Source organism: Alistipes communis (assembly GCF_006542665.1).
In the GTDB taxonomy this organism is placed as follows: Bacteria; Bacteroidota; Bacteroidia; order Bacteroidales; family Rikenellaceae; genus Alistipes; species Alistipes communis.
This window is the reverse complement of record NZ_AP019735.1, coordinates 2,613,653-2,634,130: the sequence shown is the minus strand read 5'-3', so window position 1 is coordinate 2,634,130 and position 20,478 is coordinate 2,613,653. Positions and strand designations below refer to the sequence as shown.

At 58.6% G+C, this 20,478-nt stretch carries 20 protein-coding genes and 1 tRNA gene; 13 read left to right on the top strand and 8 right to left on the bottom strand.

The genetic code is table 11. The features are described 5' to 3' along the window. Positions 1–15 precede the first annotated feature (15 nt). The 6 genes from FMF02_RS10680 to FMF02_RS10655 form a co-directional block, all read right to left on the bottom strand. The gene (locus tag FMF02_RS10680; RefSeq protein WP_141413133.1) at positions 16–1,005 is read right to left on the bottom strand and encodes an ankyrin repeat domain-containing protein; all 990 of its coding nucleotides are present in this window, start codon (positions 1,003–1,005) and stop codon (positions 16–18) included. A 10-nt stretch (positions 1,006–1,015) separates the two neighbouring features. Next, positions 1,016–2,545 (bottom strand): ankyrin repeat domain-containing protein, encoded by a 1,530-nt coding sequence (locus tag FMF02_RS10675; protein ID WP_141413132.1) that lies wholly within the window; start codon positions 2,543–2,545, stop codon positions 1,016–1,018. Continuing rightward, positions 2,542–3,045 carry a hypothetical protein gene (locus tag FMF02_RS10670; protein WP_141413131.1) on the bottom strand — a complete coding sequence of 168 codons (504 nt, stop codon included), beginning with the start codon at positions 3,043–3,045 and terminating at the stop codon, positions 2,542–2,544. The genes FMF02_RS10675 and FMF02_RS10670 overlap by 4 nt, the downstream gene beginning before the upstream one ends. A gap of 10 nt (positions 3,046–3,055) precedes the next feature. Next, on the bottom strand, positions 3,056–3,742 hold the full coding sequence (locus FMF02_RS10665) for a hypothetical protein (protein ID WP_087262644.1): 687 nt from the start codon (positions 3,740–3,742) through the stop codon (positions 3,056–3,058). A 27-nt stretch (positions 3,743–3,769) separates the two neighbouring features. Next, positions 3,770–4,249, bottom strand: a complete 480-nt coding sequence (locus tag FMF02_RS10660) for a hypothetical protein (RefSeq protein WP_141413130.1) — start codon at positions 4,247–4,249, stop codon at positions 3,770–3,772. Positions 4,250–4,364: 115 nt separating this feature from the next. Continuing rightward, on the bottom strand, positions 4,365–4,979 hold the full coding sequence (locus FMF02_RS10655) for a TetR/AcrR family transcriptional regulator (RefSeq protein WP_141413129.1): 615 nt from the start codon (positions 4,977–4,979) through the stop codon (positions 4,365–4,367). Between the two features lie 630 nt (positions 4,980–5,609). Here FMF02_RS10655 and FMF02_RS10650 point away from each other — a divergent pair. The 5 genes from FMF02_RS10650 to FMF02_RS10630 all read left to right on the top strand — a co-directional run bounded on the left by FMF02_RS10650 (position 5,610) and on the right by FMF02_RS10630 (position 8,153). Next, a complete protein-coding gene (locus FMF02_RS10650; RefSeq protein ID WP_019129809.1) occupies positions 5,610–6,812 on the top strand; it encodes an MFS transporter in 1,203 nt (400 codons plus the stop codon). 72 nt (positions 6,813–6,884) lie between these two features. Beyond that, positions 6,885–7,142, top strand: coding sequence for a TIGR03905 family TSCPD domain-containing protein (locus FMF02_RS10645; protein WP_019129810.1), 258 nt, complete (start codon positions 6,885–6,887; stop codon positions 7,140–7,142). Positions 7,143–7,377: 235 nt separating this feature from the next. Further along, on the top strand, positions 7,378–7,641 hold the full coding sequence (locus FMF02_RS10640) for a GlsB/YeaQ/YmgE family stress response membrane protein (protein WP_141413128.1): 264 nt from the start codon (positions 7,378–7,380) through the stop codon (positions 7,639–7,641). Beyond that, the gene (locus FMF02_RS10635) at positions 7,638–7,862 is read left to right on the top strand and encodes a hypothetical protein (RefSeq protein WP_141413127.1); all 225 of its coding nucleotides are present in this window, start codon (positions 7,638–7,640) and stop codon (positions 7,860–7,862) included. The genes FMF02_RS10640 and FMF02_RS10635 overlap by 4 nt, the downstream gene beginning before the upstream one ends. Before the next feature lie 220 nt (positions 7,863–8,082). Further along, positions 8,083–8,153: transfer RNA gene (locus FMF02_RS10630), tRNA-Gln, on the top strand. Positions 8,154–8,275: 122 nt separating this feature from the next. On the opposite strand, the gene FMF02_RS10625 is transcribed toward FMF02_RS10630, so the two are convergent. Then, positions 8,276–8,656 (bottom strand): thioesterase family protein, encoded by a 381-nt coding sequence (locus FMF02_RS10625; RefSeq protein ID WP_019129813.1) that lies wholly within the window; start codon positions 8,654–8,656, stop codon positions 8,276–8,278. A gap of 70 nt (positions 8,657–8,726) precedes the next feature. Between FMF02_RS10625 and FMF02_RS10620 the strand changes: the two genes are divergently transcribed. The 3 genes from FMF02_RS10620 to FMF02_RS10615 all read left to right on the top strand — a co-directional run bounded on the left by FMF02_RS10620 (position 8,727) and on the right by FMF02_RS10615 (position 11,722). Then, on the top strand, positions 8,727–9,299 hold the full coding sequence (locus FMF02_RS10620; RefSeq protein ID WP_019129814.1) for a DUF4294 domain-containing protein: 573 nt from the start codon (positions 8,727–8,729) through the stop codon (positions 9,297–9,299). 238 nt (positions 9,300–9,537) lie between these two features. Next, positions 9,538–9,681: a hypothetical protein gene (locus tag FMF02_RS13690; protein ID WP_019129815.1), complete on the top strand. Its 144-nt coding sequence runs from the start codon at positions 9,538–9,540 to the stop codon at positions 9,679–9,681. Between the two features lie 19 nt (positions 9,682–9,700). Next, entirely contained in the window at positions 9,701–11,722 is a 2,022-nt protein-coding gene (locus FMF02_RS10615) for a hypothetical protein (RefSeq protein ID WP_141413126.1), read from the top strand. Between the two features lie 100 nt (positions 11,723–11,822). Here the strand turns inward: FMF02_RS10615 and FMF02_RS10610 are convergent, their stop codons facing one another. Next, entirely contained in the window at positions 11,823–12,593 is a 771-nt protein-coding gene (locus tag FMF02_RS10610) for a DeoR/GlpR family DNA-binding transcription regulator (RefSeq protein ID WP_141413125.1), read from the bottom strand. A 469-nt stretch (positions 12,594–13,062) separates the two neighbouring features. Here FMF02_RS10610 and FMF02_RS10605 point away from each other — a divergent pair, with 469 nt between their 5' ends. From FMF02_RS10605 to FMF02_RS10585, 5 genes are all read left to right on the top strand, one after another. Then, positions 13,063–13,857 carry a glycerophosphodiester phosphodiesterase gene (locus tag FMF02_RS10605; protein ID WP_141413124.1) on the top strand — a complete coding sequence of 265 codons (795 nt, stop codon included), beginning with the start codon at positions 13,063–13,065 and terminating at the stop codon, positions 13,855–13,857. A gap of 288 nt (positions 13,858–14,145) precedes the next feature. Next, on the top strand, positions 14,146–14,832 hold the full coding sequence (locus FMF02_RS10600) for an L-ribulose-5-phosphate 4-epimerase (RefSeq protein WP_141413123.1): 687 nt from the start codon (positions 14,146–14,148) through the stop codon (positions 14,830–14,832). A gap of 364 nt (positions 14,833–15,196) precedes the next feature. After that, positions 15,197–16,528 carry a signal recognition particle protein gene (ffh, locus tag FMF02_RS10595; RefSeq protein ID WP_019129821.1) on the top strand — a complete coding sequence of 444 codons (1,332 nt, stop codon included), beginning with the start codon at positions 15,197–15,199 and terminating at the stop codon, positions 16,526–16,528. A 951-nt stretch (positions 16,529–17,479) separates the two neighbouring features. Further along, complete coding sequence (gene era / locus FMF02_RS10590) at positions 17,480–18,364, top strand: GTPase Era (RefSeq protein ID WP_141413122.1); 885 nt, start codon at positions 17,480–17,482, stop codon at positions 18,362–18,364. Between the two features lie 52 nt (positions 18,365–18,416). Beyond that, positions 18,417–20,408: a tetratricopeptide repeat protein gene (locus tag FMF02_RS10585; RefSeq protein WP_026074777.1), complete on the top strand. Its 1,992-nt coding sequence runs from the start codon at positions 18,417–18,419 to the stop codon at positions 20,406–20,408. The last annotated feature ends 70 nt before the right edge of the window (positions 20,409–20,478 follow it).

The following is a 20,478-nucleotide window of genomic DNA, read 5'->3' as shown; positions in this document are numbered from 1 at the left end:
GGTTTTCGATCCATTTTATCCTTCGGCGCCGGCCGTGAGCAGCAATTCGACGATCTCCGTGAAGCCGCGCTCGCCGGCATAGTAGAGCGCCGTGTGCTGGAGGTTGTCCGCCGCATTGACTTTGGCATGGTGCTCCACCAACTGACGCACCACCTCGTTGTTCCCGGCGCGTGCCGCCACGAGCAGGGCCGTTTCGCCGACTCCGTTGCGGGCATCAACCGCCGCACCGGCCCCGAGCAGCGCCTCCACAAGAAAGCGGTTGCCTGCTTGTGCCGCCCAATGCAGCGGCGTTGTCCCGTTGGGCAGCGCACGGGAAGCGTCGGCTCCGGCGTCGAGCAGCATCCGGGCTATGTGCAGGTTCCCACGTCCACACGCCACCAGCAGCGGCGTTTCGCCCGCATCGTTCGGCGCATCGAGCTGCGCTTTCGAGGTCGCAAGTAGCGTGCGCACGACTTCTGCCTGATCGTTGTAGACGGCCTGGTGAAGCGGCGTGTTGCCCTTGGCATCACGCGCCATGCCGTCTGCCGCATCGGTTTGCGTGAGGCGTGCGACCACCTCCGTCAGTCCGTGTGCCGTGGCATAATCCAGCGCGCGGTGTCCCGTCTGATCCGTAGCCTCGGTATCGGCCCCGCGGTCGATCAGCCACAGAGCGGCATCCGTGCGGCGGTTCTCCACAAGTCGCATCAGCGGCGTGCAGCCCTCCCGGTCCGCGGCATCCGGATCGGCCCCGGCATCGAGGAGTCGGGCCAGGATCTCGCGGTTTCCCTTCCGGGCGGCGGTGTGGAGGGGCGTTTCGCCCCGGTTGTTTACGGACGAGGCATCGGCTCCCTTTTCCAGCAGCAGCACGACCAGATCGCGGAATCCTTCGCGGCAGGCGTAGTGGAGTGCCGTGTTGCCCTCGGCATCGCGCCGGTTGAGGTCGATGCCGCCCCGTTCGAGGAGAAGTTTGGCGATGCTCTTCTGCCCGTTGCGGCAGGCGTTCAGAAAGGTCTGGAAGGTATCCATAGCGTTGATTTCAGACGTGTTTCAGCAAAAATTTCACAAGCGATTCGTTGTTGCTGCGCATGGCGATGTCTATCGGCGTGCGCCCCCCATTGTCGGCAGCCGAGACGTCGGGCCGGCCGAACTCGAAAAGCAGTTCGGCTGCTTGCCGCGCCGCCGCATGTTTGTAGCCCTCGGCCGCATAGTGCAGCACCATGCGCCCTTCGTTGTCCGCGGCACAAGGGTCGGCACCGGCCTCTAACAGCTGTTCCAGCATCTCCGACTGATACGGCCCGGCGCTGTGCGGGCCCAACAGATGCATCAAGGCCGTGCGGCCCATCGCATCGCGGGCATTCACCTCGACCTTTCGTTGAAGCAGGCGCCGCAAGGCCCAGATGGCCAGTTCGTAGTCATCATGCTGGCATGCCAGCATGAGGGCCCGTTCATCTTTCCCCGTTTGCGGAGCGTCGGGATGCCATCCCCGCTGTTCGAAGAGATCAAGGAGTGGGGCAAATCGCTCCATGCCGTCCGAAATACGACAACCCTGCTCGATCCAGACGGCAAAGGGAGACATCCCCTTTGCCGTTCGCCGGTCGGGGTCGGCACCGGCCCGGAGCAGCATCGCCGCGATTTCGGTCTCGCCCCACTCCAGCGCACAGACCAGCGGCGTTTTGCCCGTCCAGTCGTTCATTTCGCGGTCGTCGCACTCCGCATCGGGATCGACACCTGCCTGCAGCAGGGCTTCCAGTGCTTTCCGATCCCTTTTTCGCAGCGCCTGGAAGAGGTTCATCCCGCCGGTCTCCATCGTGAGTTCATCAAACGGATCCTCACCCGAAAGCAGGGCGCCCACCCATTTGGCTCCGCCCTCCATGGCGAGGTCGAACGCACGCCGACCGGCCGAGTTCTTCTCGTCGGGGTCGATCTGCCCGCTGTGGAGCAGCAGTGCCGCCGTCGCATAACAATGCATCTGTTCCGCCTGGAGCTCCTCCAGCTCCTCGCGGGCCTCCCGCTGCTGCTTCTCCGAGACCCATCGTTCGCCGAAGCTGGCGATAAAACGCTCCTTGCCGGCGATCTCCCTTGCGGTATCGGCGGCGCGGCGGCAGAGGATGTGCAGAGCATTGTCGCCGTAGCTGTTCGCGGAGTCGAGCCGCTGCCCGGAGTCGATCAGCACGGCGGCCATCGCGTGGTGGCGGTTTTGCACGGCCTCGATCAACGCCGTCGTGCCGCGTGCCGAGCGCGGAAGGTTCGCACCGCGTTCCAGCAGCCGCCGAGCCGCCGAGGCAATCGGTTCTTCCAGAGCGGGTACCCTGCTGCGGCGTGAGGCCAGGCGGAAGAGCGGCGTGTGCCCCTCTTCGTCGCGGTCGTTCACCTCGGCCCCGCGGTCGAGCAGCGAAGCGATGGCCTCGTAGTCGGCAAATTCCGCCGCAATATGCAGCGATGTGCGGCCGTAGTTGTCCTCGTCGCGTGCGTCGGTCGGAATCTCGGCAAGGAGTTGCCGCCGGCGCTCCTCCTTTGCAGGGTTCGGATAGCAATAAAGGTCGTAGAGTTCCCGGAGCGGTGTCATCGGTCGATCGTTTTGAGCAGGTTTTCAAGATGTTCGTATCGGAGTCCGAGGCGGGCGGCAATCGTCCGCACCTCCTCGCAGCGGCCCAGCCGGAAGGCAGCCTCGGCTCGCAGGCGGAGGATCAGCGTGAGGGCATCGTCGCGCGGCGTCTCGGGAAGCAGCGGACAGCGGGGCAATTCGCTCGCGGCATCCCAGTGGCGGAAGGCCTCGGGAGGCTGCCGCCGCGACATGGACGGGACTCCCGGGCAGGAGCCTTTGCCCAGCTTGTCGTCCAGCAGCCGTTCGGCTTCTGCGAGCAGCCGGTAGCTCTCTTCGTACCACCCTACATGGAAGCAGCACAAGGCCAGATTGTAGCGCGTTGGAGCATCCCCGTTCGCACAACGTACGAAGCAGTCGTAGGCCAAAGGCCACGCTCCGCAGCAGATGTAGGTGACTCCGGCCGCAAAGAGTCGTCCGGAGTCCGCTCCCGCAGTCGGCGGGGCGCTGCCCATCAGTCCCATCCCTGCGCAGCTAATCGTCGATGGCAACCTCGCCCGCAGCGTCGGCCGTAAAGGCCACGGTGTAGTAATTCGTCACGGTGAAGCGGCCCTGGTATTCGGGCGACTCGCTCTCGTCGACGTAATTCAGTTCGAACTGCACCTGCATCTGTTGCGACTCCGCACGGTACTCCTCGCTGCGGTTCCAGCGGTCGACGTTGCTCAACGACACCGGCCAGACCCGGAAACGGAACATCCCGGCCGACTTCAATGTCAGCTTCTTGCCCTCCTCATCGGACATCACCAGCGCATCCGCCGCTTCGCCGATTTTCTGAAGGTAGTCAAAGTCGATGGCCGCGAGGTCAAGCGGTGTCGAACAGGCGTAGGAGTTGGTCTGACGATCGTTCTGCTCCGGGCCGTCGGTCTCGAACTTCCCGTTGGTGAGTTGGAACGCGAGGTGGTAGTTGTTGTTGTCGGCGTCGATATAATAGACGTCGATATACGTGAGGATGTTCTCCAGTTGGCGGTCACGGTTGTCCTCGCGCCACTCCACCTCGTAGATCTTGTATTTCGAAGTGTCCACATGCTCCGCAACGAGTTCCCTGATTTTGGCAAGTCCCTCGGCGGAGGCCATCGGGAAGGTTTCGCCCGAGCCGCAGGCCGTAAGCGTCAAGGCGGCGACAACAATCGCCACGGCAATTTTCGTCAGTTTGATCATCATATCCGTATGTTTTTTGTTTATTGTTTTTTATCCCAAAAGCGAACGGAAGGCTTCGAACTCCTCCCACGAATCGAAATATTTGGCCTCGAAGATGATGTAGTTGTCCGGCGTCTTGACCTTGCACTGGTGTTCTTCCTCGTCATCCTTCACATACTCAATGTCGGAGGTGAGGAACGAGCGGTATTCGACCTTCCCCTTTTCGACCTCGGGGTAGGTTACGCGCGTGCCGTCTACGGTGATCTTTCCTCCGACGGCTTTCAAGGCCCGGGCATTTCGCATGCTCCGCCAGGTGAAGAAGAGCAGCAGCACGCCGCCTACAATCAGAATGGTCGAAAAGACTGCCGGCGAGAGAATCCGCAGGTGGCGGATACGAAGGCCGAAGGGAAAGAGGGCCGGAATGACAATCATTCCCACGCCAAAGGCCAGGTTCGACCATTGGTTCGTGAAGATGCTCTCAGGAGTGTAGTTGAAACTCCTTTGGATGCGTTCGAAAGGTTTATTTTCCATAAAAATTACCGGTTGGTCAGTTTTCATGGAGACAAAGATAGCATAAAAAAGCAAAAATATGACCGCGTGGTCATATTTTTGCTCCAAATCGTGAAAAAAACTGCTGAAAGCCTGCTCAGCGCTTCAGCAGACCATATATATAGAGGAAACGCTTTCGGAGAATCCCGACATCGAGGCCGTCGGAGAAAGACATTTGGTATGAGAGTCCGATGAATACCTGCCGGAACAGAGCGGCAGTTTCTTGAACGTCGATCTCTTCACGCAGTTCGCCGTGTTCGACACTTCGGCCGATGACGTCGCACCAGAGCCGGAACTCCTTTTCCATCCATTCGTGGAGCTTGTGCTTGCCGTCGGGATAATAGAAGAGCACCTGCTGGAAGAGGTGAAAGTAACCGGCATTGGCCAACTCTCCGGGCATTTTCTCGCGTTGAATATTGCCCAGCCGCACGATCTCGGACATGGTGCGCTCCACACCCTCGACGTATTTGTCGATGAAATCGCGCAGCGACCCGTCTGAAGGTGCAAATTTGTTTTCAGGATCCTGGAGATGGAAGAGATAGCGGTCGGCCACGGCGATGAAGAGGTCGAGTTTGGTGGGATAATAGTTGAAGATCCCGGTTTTGGTCAGCCCGACGCTGTGGGCGATCATTTGCAGGCTGACTCCCTCGTAATTCTTCGACATAAAGAGTTGCAGGGCATTTTGCAGAATCTCTTCCCGATTGGTTTTCATGACTTAAACATATTTATTTACCATTCAAAGATACTATCATTATTCGGGAAAATGGCCATGTTTTCCATTGAATGTTGCCTCTTTTTGTAATGTCAGTGGGTTTTATAGCTCCAATGTCCCCCTTTTTATTTTATGAAGTTTTACGATACGGTTGTACGTTTTGCGATTTTTTGTCTTTTCCTCCTGTCGCCTCAGACCGTCTCAAACGGTGCGGTTTGTTTGCGCAAATTTCATTGATTATTGCATAATATATTGATAATCAATATTGATAAATTTCTTCAACGAGGAAGAGTATTAAACGCCGAACCGCTCGTAACCGAGTCGTAACATTTATCCGAAGCAGTCCGAAAGGGCTGCTTTTTACATATCCGTACCGGACGGCTGTCATCCGGCAGTCGGCAATTTCGTCTGCCGGAATGCGCATCGAAACGATGCCGAAGCCTCGACCGATACGATTGTGCTGCCGAATCCGACAGAAAGAGGCGGCCTCCCGGCCCCCTGTCTGCCGAAAACACCGATTCTCTTCCATTTTCCGCACCCGACGCCGCCTGCAAACACCGCGGCCTCCGTCAGCCGAAGACGCTGGCATAAAGGTTGCGACACCGCCCGAGAAAACCAAACCCCGTCACCATGAAAATATCCACAGGCAAAGGCACGATCTCGCTTCCGGTGCTATTGGCGATCTGGTCGGTATCGGCCGTAACGTCGTTGCCCGGACTGGCCGTTTCACCGATTCTGGGCGACCTGAATACGATTTTCCCTTCGGCGAGCGACCTCGAAATCCAGATGCTCACTTCGCTGCCTTCGCTGCTCATCATCCCGTTCGTGCTGCTGTCGGGAAAACTGTCGGTCGGCCGCGACAAACTGCGGATTCTGGTCGTCGGACTCGTGATCTTCCTGCTGAGCGGCATCGCCTGCCTGTTCATCCGCAACATCACGGCGCTGATCCTCGTCAGCTGCATCCTCGGCATCGGAGCCGGTATGGTCATCCCGCTTTCGACAGGACTCGTCGTCGCCTACTTCACCGGAGAGTACCGCGTCCGGCAGTTGGGATACAGCTCCTCGATCAACAATCTGACGCTCGTACTCGCCACGGCGCTTTCGGGCTATCTCGCCAACATCGACTGGCATCTCTCGTTTCTGGTCTACACGCTGCCGGCCGTTTCGCTCGTCCTCTCGCCGTTCCTGCATCGGCAGCGTTCGACGCCCGAACCGGCCGCCAGCGACCAGATGCGCAACAAAACGATCGATCGCCCGAAGCTCGTCCGACTCATGGCGCTCTACTTTTTCATCACCTACGCCGCACTGACGATCACCTTCTACGCCGCGTTTCTGGTCGACGGATATCATCTGCCCAAAACCTTTTCGGGTGTGCTGATTTCGCTCTTCTTCCTCGCAATCATGGCTCCGGGACTGATTCTCGACCGCATCATCGGGATCTTCAAAGGCTATACGAACGTCGCCGCTATCGCCATGATCGGCGCAGGGTTGTTCTGCTTCGGGATTTTCCGGGACCGCGGGATGCTGGTCGTCGGAGCGTCGCTGGCGGGATTCGGCTACGGACTGATGCAGCCGCTCATCTACGACAAGACCGCCATCATCGCTCCGCCACGCGCGGCGACGCTGGCACTGTCGTTCGTCATGGCGGTCAACTACCTGGCCATCATGCTCTGTCCCTTCCTCATCGACACCTTCACCCGTCTCACCGCACTGCACGGCGACCGCGTGCCCTTCCTGCTCAACGGCATGCTGACCGCAGGACTCGCCCTGTTGGCTTTCCGCCGCCGCGACGACTTCACGCTCGGTCTGGACGCCTCCTATTACAAGCGATAGCAAAACGGACGGACGATTTTCAGCGAAAAGCGCTATCTTTGCGGGCGACAAGCCCCTGCAAAGAGTCGAATCATGGAGAAAAACCTCGTCTACACGACATGCGGAACCTGCTCGAAGCTGCTCGACGTCACCGTTGAAAACGATCGTGTCAAACGCGTGCAATTCATCGGCGGCTGCCACGGCAACTCACAGGGCATCGCCGCACTGATCGCCGGCATGGAGGTGGACGAAGCGATCGCCCGCCTGAGCGGCATCGACTGCGGCGGCAGGGGCACCTCCTGCCCCGACCAATTGGCGAAGGCGCTGACACAGTTGAAAAACAGCCGGTAGCCGCCGAAAACCCGCCTTCCGTCCGCCGCGCCGCACGATAAATCTCCGCTCCGGCATTCTGCGCACCGCCGAAGGAAATATCCGTCGGTATGAGGCGAATACCCCGCAGAACGGAATGTTCCCGTCAGGCCGAATGCAGAGCCGAACTCGTCCGGACTATACCGAGGCGAGAAACCGGAGGTTGGAAACGGAACGTTTTTTGCAATCGGTCTACGAAACCAATCATTTTCGTACTATGTATTTTCTCTGGTATCTGCTTATCGGGCTCGTCGCCGGCTGGCTGGCCAATCTTCTGGTCAAAGGACACGGTTCGGGGCTCGTCGTCAATCTGATCGTCGGCATCGTCGGCGGTATTCTGGGCGGCTGGATTCTGTCGCTGCTGGGGCTGGTCGCCGTCGGGACGCTGGGCAGCCTGATCGCATCGGTCATCGGCGCCGTCGTCCTGCTCTGGATCGCATCGCTTCTGGCACGTTCCTCAAAAAAACACTCCTCGCAATGAACAAGGAAAAGATCAACGCCGGCATCGACCGAATGGCCAAAGAGGCGAAAGAGACGATGAATCTGCTGTCGGACAAAATCGACCGGGCGACCCGCTGCGGAAACGAAAAGGCCGCACGAATCAAACGGTCGGCCAAGGCGGGGCTGCGCCGGACGACCGACGCCGTACAAGAGACCGTCGACCGTACCGCCGAGCGTATTCGGGACAAACTGTCCGAATAAACCGGCGCATACGAAACCGCACGGCCGCACCTTTCGGGGATGCGGCCGCCTGCATGAAACCTCAGGCCAAACAGCCCGCCACACGCCCCCTGCTTCTCGAACGGATTCTCCCGACGGCTGCCGGCGCAATCGATTCGCAGGCGACACGCGATGTCGGACAAAAAAATTTTGCAATATTGAAATCTTTACTATACCTTTGCACAGCTTTCGAGCGACGGATTGAGCTATGGTGTAATGGTAACACGTCAGATTTTGGTTCTGAAATTTTGGGTTCGAGTCCCGATAGCTCAACAAAAATGCGGATAAACGAATTCTTGTTTATCCGCATTTATTCATTTCCGATCGAACCTGACCGATCTGCCGGCTGAGAGTAAAAGCGCCGGAAATCATCCGGCCAAGCGGTACGCTTCGCACTACTTCCCTACCTTCTCCATGAACCGACGCCGATCGACCGCATAACGAATGTGGATGCCCTCGCCGATCATTCCTTCGGCGTCGCGGGCACCGACGTTGAAGGTCAGCTTGCGCCCTTCCACTCCGGTCAGCACCGCCGTCGCCACGATCTCGGCGCCGAGCCCCGAAGGCTTGATGTGCGTCACGTTCATCTCGGCCCCCACGGTCGTCGAGCCTTCCGGCAGCGCATCGGCGACGGCCTTCATCGCGGCATTCTCCATCAACGCCACCATCGCCGGCGTGGCGAAAACATCCAGATCGCCCGAACCCATCGCAGCGGCCGTATTTCCGGCCGATACCGTCACCGAGCTCTGGGACGACAATCCCTTTTTCAGTTCCATTATTCCGTTTCGTTATTTCGTTAAACCAAAAAATCGTTACATTTGCAAAGGTAGAAATTTTTCGGGGCCTATGAAAAAGTACCTTCTCTTTCTGCTGGCGGCGATACTCCCGGCACTCCGGATCGGAGCGCAACAGCCTCCGGGCGTCGCCTGTCAGGAGTGGCAGGTCGTCGCGGGCGATACGATTCCCCACGTCCGCATTCGCCCGGTGTGGGTCTTCGCCCGCGGAGCCGACCTGCGCCGCTACCGCAAACTGGTCGCGGCCGTCAAAAAAGTCTATCCCGTCGCAAAGATCGCCAGGGCGCGCATGACCGAAATGGAGGCCGAGCTGCAACGCCTACCGACCAAAAAGGCGCAAAAAGCCTACATCAGGGGCGTCTATCGCCAAATCAAGGAGGAGTACACGCCCGTCGTCAAACACATGACCCGCACGCAAGGCAAAGTACTGCTCAAACTCATCGACCGCGAGACGGACTACACCGCCTACGAAGTACTGCGGGAATTCCGCGGCGGATTCGTGGCCGGATTCTGGCAGACCTTGTCGCGCGTCTTCGGGCAGGACCTCAAATCGGAGTACGACGCCGAAGGGGACGACCGCCTGCTCGAACAGATCGTCCGCTACTACGAAGCGGGATTGCTCTGACCTGCCGTCCGTTCCGTTCCACGGGCGTCGGAACGAACCGTATTCCGAAAAATACAGACTTTTCAGCGACCGATCGGAATATTCTCGAATTTTTCCGTAAATTTGTAAATGAACCGGCCGGAATCCGCCTGCCGTTCGACGAACAACCCTCAACCGCTCCGCCATGCCGACCCTGCCGAACAACGGGACTCTGCGCCCGACCACTCCTTTATATTATCCACTCCTTAAATTACATTCTATGAAACACGAAAAAGAGAAAGCCGTCTATGTGCTTCCACGAATCGAGGCGACGGACGTCGCCGTGGAACGGGGATTCGAAGGCTCCTGGGCCGGAGAGAGCGACAATGAAGAGTATGACATCGAAAAAGAGATCTGGGGATAACCCGCAACCGCACGAAACCATGAGAAAAACCTACCTCGCATTGGCAGCGGCAGGATTGATCCTCGCCTCTTGTCAGAAAGACAACGAACCCTCGGCACAACTTCCGCCGACCGCTCCGCGATCGGCGATGACCCTCCTGGGTACGATCGACGCTTCGGCACCCGAATCCCGCACGCACCTCGACGAAGAAGCCGGAGGGGGGGGGAATTCGAGCCTCGTTAAATGGGATCTTTACGACGCCGTAGCCCTCTACATGACCGGCGCCTTCGACCGGCGGGTGCAGGAACTCGCCGACAGCGTCGCACAAGGTCTGCAACCCTCCATCCAGTTCGTCACGCCCGAATTCTACGTGGTCAAAAGCGCAGAATCGATCGACAACACCACGGCGACCTTCACCGGCACCAGCGCGGTCACGCCGCTCGCCTCGGATACCTACGTCGCCGTCTATCCCTACCGCAGCGTCAGCACGGACGCATGGCAGATCGGCCGCACCCACATCCGGATGACGCTGCCCGAACAGCAAAGCCACCCCTTCCTGTTCAAGGATCTGGGCATGATGATCGCCAAAACGCCCGATTCGGGTTCCGAACAGGTGCGGCTCTCTTTCAAGAATATTTTTCCCATCCTCAAATTCTCGCTCACGGGCAGTCGGACGCTGGCCGCGATCCGGTTTCGCGGAAATGACGGTGAACCCGTCGCAGGCGACTTCCGGCTCGACATCTCGGGCGATGCCTACATGGAGGCCGACTTCTCGGAATCGACAGTCGAAGAGGTCTCGCTCACCTGCGGCGTACAACTCTCGGCCACGCCCCAGACATTCTACATGGTCGTTCCGCCTCAGACCTATGCCAAAGGCTACACGATCGATTTCGTCGCCGACGACGGCAGCGTGATGACGCAGGTCGTCAACAAAGACACCCCGAAGACGCTGCTGCGCAGCAAGATTTACGAATACCCGACCCTTGCCTTCACCCCGCAGTCGACTGCCGAAGCCGCCTGCGACTGGCTGTGGCAGGACGAAACGGGAGTGGTGTCGAACGTCGGCTTCGACGAACTGCCCGGCGCCGTCGACCTGGGTGCGGCAGCCAACTGTTTCATCGTCAGCGCCCCCGGCAACTACAAATTCAAGGCCGTCAAGGGTGACGGCTCGGCTGTCGACGGTGTCGACGGCTATGTCTATTTCACGGCAGGCGCCGCCAAGGGCAACGCCGTGATAGCCGCCCTCGTCAACCGGCAGGTCGCATGGAGCTGGCATATCTGGCGTACCGACGCGCCGGCCGAGAAAGAAGCCGCCGCAGGCTGCACGATCCTCGACCGCAACCTCGGCGCCACCTCCGTCACTCCGGGCGACGTCTCCTCCTACGGTCTTTACTACCAATGGGGACGCAAAGACCCGTTCGTCGGGGCGAAAGACACCGGCAAAGACGCCCCGATAGGCGGCGCCAGCGAAACCGCGGCCTTCGGAACTCAAACGGCCGCCTACGAGAAGAATACGATCGACCAGACGGCCTACGCATTCGACGTAATCGGCAACGACGACAACACCATTATCGACTGCGTCGCATACGCCGTGCAGCATCCGACGACTTTTATCAAATATGTAGCTTCCGTAGGTAACAGTGGTGTTTCCACGTGGTTCAACAGCGATCTGAGCAATTTCAGCGATCTGTGGGGTGCCGTCTCCGGTCGGAAATCAGTCTACGATCCGTGTCCGGCAGGGTATAAAGTCCCCGTCGACAGCGCCGAGGCATGGGGAGGGTTCGCCAAAGCCGACGTAACGTCGTCCGCAGGCTCCTTCGGCGTCACGCTGAACGAAGCGTTCTATCCCTGCTCCGGCTGGCGCGATGTGAGCGGCATGCTCAAACAGGTAGGAACCTATGCCAAAGCCGCAAGCGCCACGGCGCCGACGAACCAGGCCAATATTCTCCAAATCATGTATTACAAGGCTACGGCCGCCGCTACGACCTATACGACCATGTTCTCTAATTCCGGAAAGAGTTTCATCGCAGGCGGAATACCCGTCCGCTGTGTGAAAGAGTAACCGTTTCCAGTAAATAAAAATGACCGGAATCTTTTGAAGGATTCCGGTCATTTTTATTTACCACGGCACCCGTACGCCCGCTCGGTCGCCGGCAAATCCCTCAGCGTTTCACGACGATCAGATCGACTCCGGCCTCCTCGATCAGCCTGCGGTACTGCTCCGAAATACCGTCGTCTGTAACGATGCAGTCGATCCGCTCCATCGAACATATCCGGCCGAAACCGCGCCGCCCGAATTTCGACGAGTCGGCCAGCACGACGCTCTTGGCCGAGGCCCGCATCATCTTCTGCGTCAGCGTGGCCTCTTCGGCCGTGGCGCAGGTGATGCCGAAATTGGAATCGATGCCGTCCGCGCCGAAGAAGAGTTTCGAACAGATCACATTCTCGAATCCCTGCGCCGCATATTCGCCCCGCACCGACAGCGACTTCTTGTAGAGCACGCCTCCGAGCACGGTCACCGTCGTCTCCTCCGACTCGTTCATCAGCATCGCCACGCGCAGCGACGGCGTCACTACATTGAGATGCCCGACCGGCCGTATCCGTTCGGCAAAGGCATAGACGGTCGACCCCGAAGCGATGAAGACCGAATCGTCGGGACAAATCAGCCCGGCCGCCTCCACGGCGATCTTCTGTTTGATTTCGCTGTTGACGGCGCTCTTGACATGCACGCTGACATCCTGCACCAACGGATTGACCGGACTGGCGCTGCCGTGCGTGCGGTAGAGCAGGTTCCTGCTCTCCAAAAACTCCATATCCTTGCGGACGGTCGCCTTGGTCACGTTCATCTCGGCGGCCATATCGGCCACACGAACGAATCCGTGACGATTCAGCGAATCGAGAATATACTTACGGCGTTCGGCAATACTCAGCATGATCTCATCTTTTCAATTCCCCGACAAAGATAGTGCAAGCCGAGGGCAGAACCAAATTTATTCGAACTCCGCCGAGGCGCAGCACGTCCGAACGAAAACATGCCTTTCGCAAAACGTACCGGACGCGGAATCCAATTCACGCGAAGCCCCCCCCGACAGCCCCAGTCCGAAGCGCAGCTCCTCCCCGACCGACGATCCGGATAATCCGGACAACCGCAGCGGACTTCCTTGCAACAGTCTGCGATCTCTTTCGTTTAGACGACATCCGCATCCAAAACCGAAGAAAATTATCACTATAAACAAAATTTATCATCCAAAAAGAAAATACCTGTTTAACGAAACGAAAATATGTATATATTTGTGACACGATTCGTACCGAATCCGGACATCCGCCGGAAAACGGACATGGATTCCGACCAGACAAGGTCCGTTTTCGACCGAACGTAAAAGACCGAATAAACGCAACCGTATGAAAAAATTATTTTTGACAATCGGATTCGCCGCGGGCACGCTGATGCTCGCCGCCCAGCCCCAAGTGGTCGCACACCGCGGATTCCATGCCGCAGAAGGATCGTGGGAAAATACCGTATCGAGCCTGCGCAACGCCCAGAAGCTGGGAGTCTACGGCGTGGAGTTCGACGTCAACATGACGGCCGACGACTCGCTGATCGTCTATCACGGGCCGAAGATTCTCGACACGAAACTTCATGCGCAGAAGAACCGCTTCGCCGAAATCCGCGCAGTGAAGTTGCCGGGCGGCCTCGAAATCCCCACCCTCCGGGAGTTCTTCGCACAGGGACAGAAAGACCCGTCGACCAAACTGATCCTCGAAATCAAGAAACACGCGACGCCGCAACGCGAGACGCAGGTCGTGGAGGCGATCCTCCGTCTGGCGCGCGAAATGCGGCTCGTGCCGCAGATCGAATTCATCTCGTTCAGCCGGCACGCCTGCGACGAAGTGCTCCGCCTGCAACCCGACGCCGTCGTCGTCTACGTCAGCAGCGACATGGCGGCTATGAGTCCCGCCGAAGCGAAAAAGCGGGGATACGGAGGTCTCTCCTACCAGCTCAACGTCCTGATGAACCGTCCCGAACTGGTCGACGAAGCCAACCGTCTCGGCATCGCCACCACACTCTGGATGGTCAACGACTGCGAACTGATCGACTGGGCGGCGCGCCACGGCATCACCTACGTTTCGACCGACTGTCCCGACAAGGCCGAAGCCTATCTGGAAGCCGTCGCAGCCTACAAGAACAAGAAATAATACGTCTGCCGCACTTCCGCGCAACGCACCGGCAGTTCGCCTCCGGCGGCAGAAACGGTACGAGCTGCGACCTCCGCACAGAACAGAAGATTTCCCCGCCGGCATCGTCGATCGACCGGGAATCGGATTGCGGGGTAAAATCGCAGACGAGCCATAAAACACAGTGCCGGAAGGACAGTAAACGAATAATCCTGAAAACAAAAACAAACGTTTTCGTTACGCCGAGAGCCGAACCCGACTCGTTCGGACGAAGCCGAGGCGGGAAAACGACCGAATAAAACGCAAACGATGCTGGAAAATCTGAAAGAAGAGGTTCTCGAAGCGAACCTCGATTTGGTACGTCACGGTCTGGTTATCTTCACGTGGGGCAATGTCTCGGCCATCGACCGCGCGAGCGGACGGGTCGTCATCAAGCCGAGCGGCGTGGAGTACGAAGCCCTGAAAGCGGAAGACATGGTGGTGGTCGATCTCGACGGCAACGTCGTCGAAGGATCGCTCCGCCCTTCATCCGACACCCCGACCCACTTGGCGCTCTACCGCGCCTTCGAGGGGATCGGCGGCGTGGTACACACCCACTCGACCTACGCTACGACATGGGCGCAGGCGGGACTCGACATCCCCTCGCTGGGAACGACCCATGCCGATTATTTCCACCGCGCCGTCCCCTGTACGGGCGATATGACGCACGCGCAGATCGACGGCGACTACGAAGCCGAGACGGGCGCCGTGATCGTCGAGCGGTTCCGCGGCCTCGACCCGCTCCACACGCCGGGCGTACTGGTCAAGAACCACGGCCCCTTCGCATGGGGCCGCGACGCACACGAAGCGGTCTACAACGCGACGGTACTGGAACAGGTCGCCAAAATGGCCTTCGTCACCAAACTGCTCAACCCGACGGCCGGCATCGACCCCCTGCTCGTCGAGAAACATTTCCGGCGCAAACACGGCCCCGACGCCTACTACGGGCAGAAATGAACCATTTCGTTAAGCCGAACGCAGTTCGAGCTATGCCGAGGCGAGAAAAGGAACACGAAAGTGAATTTTTCTCCGCTCCTGCGGACGGCACCGGTTTTCGGCGCCGTCCGTTTTTTCTTCGCCCACTCGGAGGAGGGGCTTTTCCGAACGAAATGGCCTCCGCCGCGAACGCTCCGGCGGTAGACCGGATGCGGCGGCTCGAAAACCGATGAGGTGTAAAGTCGTATATAGCTGCCTAAATTTGTTTCTATGCCCCGCTTGTACTATCTTTGCGGGGATAAAACCGCCGCGAACGCCGTACCGTCCCGCCGGAGCGATCCATACCGGCCCGCCGACGTTCCCGGTCCGTAAAAAGCCATACACCATGTTTGAAAACCTGACAGATAAACTCGAACGGTCGTTCAAGATCCTCAAAGGCGAAGGCCGCATCACAGAGATCAACATCGCCGAGACGCTCAAAGAGATCCGCCGTGCGCTGATCGACGCCGACGTCAACTACAAGGTCGCCAAGTCGTTCACCGACGAGGTGAAGCAGAAAGCGCTGGGTCAGAACGTGCTGACGGCTGTCAAGCCGGGGCAGATGATGACCAAGATCGTGCGCGACGAGCTGGCGCAGCTCATGGGCGGCACGGCCACCGACATCCGCTTGGAAGGCACTCCGGCCGTCATCCTGATCGCCGGTCTGCAAGGTTCGGGCAAGACGACCTTCTCGGGCAAGCTGGCCGCCTTCCTCAAAGAGAAGAAGGGGCGCCATGTGCTGCTCGTCGCCGGCGACGTCTACCGTCCGGCCGCCATCGACCAATTGAAGGTGCTGGGCGGTCAGATCGGCGTGGAGGTCTACACCGAAGAGGGAAACACGCACCCCGTGGAGATCGCGCAGAACGCGATCAAATACGCCCGCCAGAAGGGCTGCAATGTCGTAATCGTCGATACGGCGGGCCGTTTGGCCGTCGACGAGGCGATGATGCAGGAGATCACGGCGATCAAGGCCGCCGTCGATCCCGGCGAGACGCTCTTCGTGGTCGACGCCATGACGGGCCAGGATGCCGTGAACACGGCCAAGGAGTTCAACGACCGGCTCGATTTCGACGGCGTGGTGCTCACCAAGCTCGACGGCGACACGCGCGGCGGCGCCGCCATCTCGATCCGTTCGGTGGTCGACAAACCGCTGAAATTCATTTCGAGCGGCGAAAAGATGGACGCCCTGCAAGTCTTCCACCCCGAGCGTATGGCCGACCGCATTCTCGGCATGGGCGACGTGGTGTCGCTCGTGGAGCGCGCACAGGAGCAGTTCGACGAGGCCGAGGCGCGCAAACTGAAAAAGAAGCTCGTCAAGGATCAGTTCAACTTCAACGATTTCCTGGCGCAGATCAACCAGATCAAGAAGATGGGCAACCTCAAAGACCTCGCTTCGATGATCCCCGGCATGGGCAAGGCGCTCAAAGGCGTCGAGATTTCGGACGACGTCTTCAAGCAGACCGAGGCGATCATCGGCTCGATGACCCCCGCCGAACGCGAGCGCCCCGAAATCCTCAACGCGCGCCGCCGCGAACGCATCGCCAAAGGCAGCGGCACGACGATGGCCGACGTAAACCGCCTGCTGAAACAGTTCGACGACACGCGCAAAATGATGAAGATGGTCGCCGGCGGCGGTAAGATGAAGCTGCCCCAGATGCCGCGCGGTTTCCGTCGGTAACCCACGTCTTTCGGATCGAATTAAAGAATCCGGCTTCATGCGGAAGCCGGATTCTTCCGTTACGGATTCTTTCACCGGCATCCCATCTGCTCATCCCATCGCGATACGAGCGAACGCAATCGACATGCCGCTCCACCGTTACAGTCGGCGCACTCTGATAAAATCCAAATCATACCCATAACTATATGTTTCGGCCGTTCTCTTCTTGCTATTGGCCGGTATTACAATAGTCCCACTCTTCACATCGCCATACGAATACCAATGGCTGAATTTATCGCTCGATATGCTTGCCTGCCAATTCACGGTAACAGGGAAAGAGTGGTAATTCTCAAACTCGAAATAGTACCATTTTTTTCGATCGGAAGGTATACGGCGGAACTCTACGCCTCCGATATCGTCGTTCGAAGACGATGCGTTATTCGAATCTCCCGACACGATAACCGTTTGATTAATTACATTTTGAGCAAATGAATGCATCCCAATGGCACATAGCACCATATATGCGCAAAGGGCAAAAAAAATTTCATGACTTATTTTTCTTTTTTAACATGTATTCAAGATAACACAAAAACGCGGGCAAACTCCGTTCACCCACATTCAAGGCCTTGGACTGCCCACAAAGAAAGATGAAAGAAATGCCCGCGCCGAAAAACAGCACGAGCATCAACTTTAATTCCTCTTTGTGATTCAAAAGTGTCCAAGTTCTGAATGTAAGAAGAAAAGCCGATGCGCTTTTATATGTTTTGTGCCGGCGCTTTTCGTGCGGTGACGGCACATGGAAATCGATTCGATTCGACCGTCCGCCCGCGACTTCCGCAAAAAAGAACGCCGGCAGCCGGATATATCCCCGTTATTTCTCCATAGGCAATACGATTTAAGCGAGTAACTTTTGCAAACATAAGGAATTTTCTCGAATTTATCGTAACTTTGAACCCTAATAAACCGCATTTCATGCACAAATCGGGCTTTGTCAATATCATCGGAAATCCCAACGTCGGGAAGTCGACGCTGATGAACGCATTGGTGGGCGAGAAACTCTCCATCATCACCTCCAAGGCGCAGACCACGCGCCACCGCATTCTGGGCATCGTCAACGGCGACGATTTCCAGATCGTCTTCTCCGATACGCCGGGCATCCTGAAACCCTGTTACAAGTTGCAGGAGTCGATGATGAATTTCGTGCGCGGCGCCCTGTCGGACGCCGACGTGCTGCTCTACGTGACCGACACCGTCGAGCGGGACGACGAACGTGCGGCCGAGATCATCGACCGCATCCGCCAGAGCGGAGTGCCGACGCTGGTGGTGGTCAACAAGATCGACCTCTCGACGCAGGAGGCGCTCGAAGCGCTCGTCGAGAAGTGGCGCGCGACGCTGCCCGACGCCGAAATCATACCGATCTCGGCCAGGGAAGGATTCAACATCGCCGGCCTGTTCGACCGGATTCTGGCGCTGCTACCCGAAGGCGAACCCTTCTACCCGAAGGATACGCTCACGGACAAGACGCTGCGTTTCTTCGCCTCGGAGATCATCCGCGAAAAGATCCTGCGCAACTACGACAAGGAGATCCCTTACAGCTGCGAAATCGAGATCGAGGAGTACCGCGAGGAGCCCGGCATCGACCGCATTTCGGCCGTGATCTACGTGGCGCGCAACTCGCAGAAGGGAATCCTCATCGGGCACAAGGGCGAGAAGCTCAAAAAGGTCGGACGGCAGGCCCGCGAGGAGTTGGAGGAGTTCCTCCGGAAGAAGGTCTTCCTGCAACTCTTCGTCAAAGTCAGCGAAGACTGGCGCAACGACCAGCGGCAATTGCGGCGGTTCGGCTACGATCCCCAATAACGGCAATAAACCGGCGGCAAAGAGCGTTACGCAAACAATGAAGAGATTTACGATGCGAAAAGGAATTACGGGCGTATTGCTGGCCCTCGCGCTGACGATCGGCGCCGGCAGCCGTGCGCAGTACGACAGGGACTATTTCTACTACGTCGGCCGCTCGTTCATGATAGACAACAACTTCGAGGACGCGATCCGCACGCTCAACATCCTGCTGCGTTTCGACGACGACGCCTACGAAGGTTATTTCCTGCGCGGCATCGCCAAATACAACCTCGACGACCTGCTGGGCGCCGAGGCCGATTTCACCACCGCCATCGAGAAGAATCCGGTCTTCACCACGGCCTTCACCTACCGCGCCATCACCCGCTCGCGGCTGGGCAACTACGACGACGCGCTCTCCGACTTCGCCGAAGCGATCGAGCTGCGCCCCGACCTGCCCAACGCCTATTACAGCCGGGGCGTCACGCGGCTGCTGAACCAGCAGTTCCGCGAAGCGATCGACGACTTCGACAAATTCATCCGGCAGGAGAACAAGGTTTCGGACGCCTATCTCAACCGCGGCGTCTGCTACCTCTACCTCAAAGATACGACGCAGGCCTACGCCGATTTCGAAACGGCGATCCGCACCAACCGCGAGAATCCGATGAGCTACAACCGCCGCGGCGAGTTGGAGATGAAACAACAGCGCTACAAGGAGGCCGAAGCCGATTTCGACATGGCGATCCGCTGCGATTCGAACTACCTGCTCTCCTACTTCAACCGCGCCATCGTCTATTCGAGCACCAACCGGCCGATGCAGTCGCTCGCCGACTTCGACCGCGTGCTGCAACTCGACTCGACCAATTCGCTCACCTACTTCAACCGCGCCATCGTCCGCTCGCAGATCGGCGACTACAACCGTGCGCTGGAAGACTACGACAAAGTGGCCTTCTACTCGCCGGAAAACGTGCTCGTCTACTACAACCGCGCGGGCATACAAGCCCAGCTGGGGAATATCGAAAGCGCCGTCGAGGACTACTCGAAAGCCATCGAGCTTTACCCCGATTTCGCCAACGCCTACCTCAACCGCAGCCGTCTGCGCTATCTGCTCAAAGACGAGAGCGGTTCGCGCCGCGACCGCGACATCGCACAGCGCAAGATCGCCGAATACAAGACCCGCCTGAGCGACAGCACCTACTCGATCTACGCCGACACGACGCACCGCTTCGACCGCCTGCTGTCGTTCGATGCCAACGTCGCCGGCAGCACCTTCGGACGCATCGCCTCCAAGAGCGCCGACAACCGCCTTGCGCTGCTGCCGCTCTTCCGCTTCACGCTCCGCACGCCCGACAGCCTCTCCACCGTCACGGCGGGACGCTACCACTCGCAGCGCGAGGCCGATTTCCGCCGCCGCATCGACAACCGGTACCTGACGCTCACCGCCCGCGAGAGCAACGTGCCCGCCGACTCGCTCGTCATGCTGGACAAGCGTTACGCCCGCGAGCTGATGGCCGAACCCGCATCGTGGGAGCTGCTGTTCCAGCGAGGCATCACCCAGACGCTCATCAAGCAGTACACCAATGCCGTCGGGACGTTCACGTCGGCCATCGACCAGTATCCGGCCAACCCGTTCCTCTATCTGAACCGGTCGACCACGCGGGCGGAGATGATCGACTTCATCTCGTCGATCGACAACTCCTACCAGCGCATCACCATCGAGTCCGATCCGGCCAAGCGGTTGCAGAACTCGCAGTCGCGCACCTACAACTACGACGAGGCGATCGCCGACCTGAATAAGGCCGCGAAGCTATACCCAGACTTCCCCTACACCTATTACAATCGCGCGAACCTCATGGCGCTGTCGGGAAAACTGCCCGAAGCCTACAACGACTACACGAAAGCGATCGAGCTGAACCCCGCCTTCGCCGAAGCGTACTACAACCGCGGGCTGGTGCAGATTTTCATGAAGGACACGCGCAAGGGCTGTCTCGACATGTCGAAAGCCGGCGAACTGGGTATTCCGGAAGCCTACGAAATCCTGAAACAATACACCGCACTCGACCGATGATCCGCTCGACGCATTCCATTACCGCTCCGACGGCCCCCGCAACGGCCGTCGGCCGCGTTCATACCCTGCA

What these genes read in the sequence shown, in the direction of transcription:
- FMF02_RS10655 (WP_141413129.1), bottom strand. Translation starts at nt 4,979, where the DNA reads ATGAAAACCAATCGGGAAGAGATTCTGCAAAATGCCCTGCAACTCTTT.
- FMF02_RS13690 (WP_019129815.1), top strand. Translation starts at nt 9,538, where the DNA reads ATGAAACACGAAAAAGAGAAAGCCGTCTATGTGCTTCCACGAATCGAG.
- FMF02_RS10620 (WP_019129814.1), top strand. Translation starts at nt 8,727, where the DNA reads ATGAAAAAGTACCTTCTCTTTCTGCTGGCGGCGATACTCCCGGCACTC.
- FMF02_RS10645 (WP_019129810.1), top strand. Translation starts at nt 6,885, where the DNA reads ATGGAGAAAAACCTCGTCTACACGACATGCGGAACCTGCTCGAAGCTG.
- FMF02_RS10610 (WP_141413125.1), bottom strand. Translation starts at nt 12,593, where the DNA reads ATGCTGAGTATTGCCGAACGCCGTAAGTATATTCTCGATTCGCTGAAT.
- FMF02_RS10615 (WP_141413126.1), top strand. Translation starts at nt 9,701, where the DNA reads ATGAGAAAAACCTACCTCGCATTGGCAGCGGCAGGATTGATCCTCGCC.
- FMF02_RS10675 (WP_141413132.1), bottom strand. Translation starts at nt 2,545, where the DNA reads ATGACACCGCTCCGGGAACTCTACGACCTTTATTGCTATCCGAACCCT.
- FMF02_RS10635 (WP_141413127.1), top strand. Translation starts at nt 7,638, where the DNA reads ATGAACAAGGAAAAGATCAACGCCGGCATCGACCGAATGGCCAAAGAG.
- era (WP_141413122.1), top strand. Translation starts at nt 17,480, where the DNA reads ATGCACAAATCGGGCTTTGTCAATATCATCGGAAATCCCAACGTCGGG.
- FMF02_RS10665 (WP_087262644.1), bottom strand. Translation starts at nt 3,742, where the DNA reads ATGATGATCAAACTGACGAAAATTGCCGTGGCGATTGTTGTCGCCGCC.
- FMF02_RS10605 (WP_141413124.1), top strand. Translation starts at nt 13,063, where the DNA reads ATGAAAAAATTATTTTTGACAATCGGATTCGCCGCGGGCACGCTGATG.
- FMF02_RS10680 (WP_141413133.1), bottom strand. Translation starts at nt 1,005, where the DNA reads ATGGATACCTTCCAGACCTTTCTGAACGCCTGCCGCAACGGGCAGAAG.
- FMF02_RS10625 (WP_019129813.1), bottom strand. Translation starts at nt 8,656, where the DNA reads ATGGAACTGAAAAAGGGATTGTCGTCCCAGAGCTCGGTGACGGTATCG.
- ffh (WP_019129821.1), top strand. Translation starts at nt 15,197, where the DNA reads ATGTTTGAAAACCTGACAGATAAACTCGAACGGTCGTTCAAGATCCTC.
- FMF02_RS10650 (WP_019129809.1), top strand. Translation starts at nt 5,610, where the DNA reads ATGAAAATATCCACAGGCAAAGGCACGATCTCGCTTCCGGTGCTATTG.
- FMF02_RS10600 (WP_141413123.1), top strand. Translation starts at nt 14,146, where the DNA reads ATGCTGGAAAATCTGAAAGAAGAGGTTCTCGAAGCGAACCTCGATTTG.
- FMF02_RS10670 (WP_141413131.1), bottom strand. Translation starts at nt 3,045, where the DNA reads ATGGGACTGATGGGCAGCGCCCCGCCGACTGCGGGAGCGGACTCCGGA.
- FMF02_RS10660 (WP_141413130.1), bottom strand. Translation starts at nt 4,249, where the DNA reads ATGGAAAATAAACCTTTCGAACGCATCCAAAGGAGTTTCAACTACACT.
- FMF02_RS10640 (WP_141413128.1), top strand. Translation starts at nt 7,378, where the DNA reads ATGTATTTTCTCTGGTATCTGCTTATCGGGCTCGTCGCCGGCTGGCTG.
- FMF02_RS10585 (WP_026074777.1), top strand. Translation starts at nt 18,417, where the DNA reads ATGCGAAAAGGAATTACGGGCGTATTGCTGGCCCTCGCGCTGACGATC.